Raw genomic sequence first — 1,426 nt, 5'->3', positions numbered from 1 at the left:
GGGTGGGGCCCGTTACCGGGGGGGGGGGGGGGGCGTTGGGGGGGCGGCGGGGAAACCCCGGCCCCCCCGCTTCACTTCGCACGAACACGTCCCCCAAGTGCATCATTCAGATGCTTCTGCTTGTTTCCGGACACTTCACACCCCCTTGTCCGGAACCAAATAACCGGTCCGGAAGGAAGATCGTTGGAGCGATTTGTGCATCCGTCCCGAAGTTGCCCACCCCGGCAGTGCGGCTCAGGCATGGATACATCACAACGGCAGTCATGATTGTCGTGCCGGGAATGTGCTTCTTGCCGGCTGGAGGGAGGTGATCTCGGACAATTTAGGTCCGGAACGTGCTGTCGCACCCCGAAATTGGTGGGAAATTTGAGAACCGCTTGCCTCGCTGAGGAGCGTCGGGTAGTATTACATCACCAAGGTGATTAAGTTTCTAAACTTTAGTCACCTGATACGCCGATAAACATCACCACACCAGTAACCAATGCCAGGGCCGGCACTCCGGGGACCGACCATGTTCGAGAACCGTATCAGCGAGTTCTTCTCCAACTCCGAGTACGCTCCGGTCGCCGCCGGCTTTTCCCCCGCGTTCGTGGCCTGTCCGGTGGCGATGTTCGGCCAGACGATGACCCAGGTGGCGTACGTCGCCGAGGTGTACCGCCGGGCCCAGGAGTTGACCGAGGCGCAGCTCCGCCGGCCGACCCGCAACCGCATCGCCGCGTTCTCGGTGAACTGAGGTTTCCCACGCCCCGCCGCGGCACAACCCGTTTGAGGTTGCGGCCGTCCGCCCGGGGAGCCGATAATTGGGCGTCGCCCAGTGTTCGGAGGGAGCGGACATGGAAGTCGCCGAGCGGACGGTCTGGGAACTTGCGGACCTGGAGCGGTACGCGGCCGAGTACGAGTACCGCGACGACGAGTTGCCGGTCCACTTCAGCGCCGAGCCGTACACGCGGATCTCGCTGCACCGCGACGAGTCGATGGAAGTGGTTCTGATCTGCTTCGCCGCGGGCCAGACCAGTTCGGTCCACGACCACCGCGGCAGTTCGTGCGTGATCCGGGTCGTGAACGGGATGGTGCTCGAGACGCTCTTCGAGAAGGCCGCCGGGACGACGCTCGCGGCGACCGGCCAGCACTACCTGGCGCCGGGCGACGTCTCCGGGCTCGCGGGCGACCGCGTCCACCAGCTCAGCAACGTGGACACCGCCGGCACCGTCCTCCTCAACTTCTACTCCCCGCCGTTCCAGACCTGACGGTTCCGCCCGGCCGTCCGGTCGAGCCCCCCGCCGGCCCCCGCATGGGGGCCGGGTACCGCCTCACCGGTTCGAACAACTCGCGGTCGCGTGCGAGTAGACTGGACCGGAACCGTGGTGTGCGGGTCCGAGCCCGAGCGCCGAGCGAGGGTTCACGTGGACCCTCGCTCGGCGCTCGG

General features: G+C 65.8%; 2 protein-coding genes. Both read left to right on the top strand.

All coding sequences use genetic code 11. The annotated features are described in order from the left end of the window. The first annotated feature begins 511 nt into the window (after positions 1-511). Entirely contained in the window at positions 512-733 is a 222-nt protein-coding gene (locus tag ACTIGN_RS28475; protein ID WP_439630287.1) for a hypothetical protein, read from the top strand. 100 nt (positions 734-833) lie between these two features. Next, positions 834-1,247, top strand: a complete 414-nt coding sequence (locus ACTIGN_RS28470) for a cysteine dioxygenase (protein ID WP_439630285.1) — start codon at positions 834-836, stop codon at positions 1,245-1,247. The last annotated feature ends 179 nt before the right edge of the window (positions 1,248-1,426 follow it).

The sequence above is a fragment of the Gemmata sp. genome (assembly GCF_051859125.1).
Lineage (GTDB): Bacteria > Planctomycetota > Planctomycetia > Gemmatales > Gemmataceae > Gemmata.
This window is presented reverse-complemented; position numbering and strand designations above follow the sequence as displayed.

Coding starts and splice junctions, on each gene's coding strand:
- ACTIGN_RS28475 (WP_439630287.1), top strand. CDS start 512: ATGTTCGAGAACCGTATCAGCGAGTTCTTCTCCAACTCCGAGTACGCT.
- ACTIGN_RS28470 (WP_439630285.1), top strand. CDS start 834: ATGGAAGTCGCCGAGCGGACGGTCTGGGAACTTGCGGACCTGGAGCGG.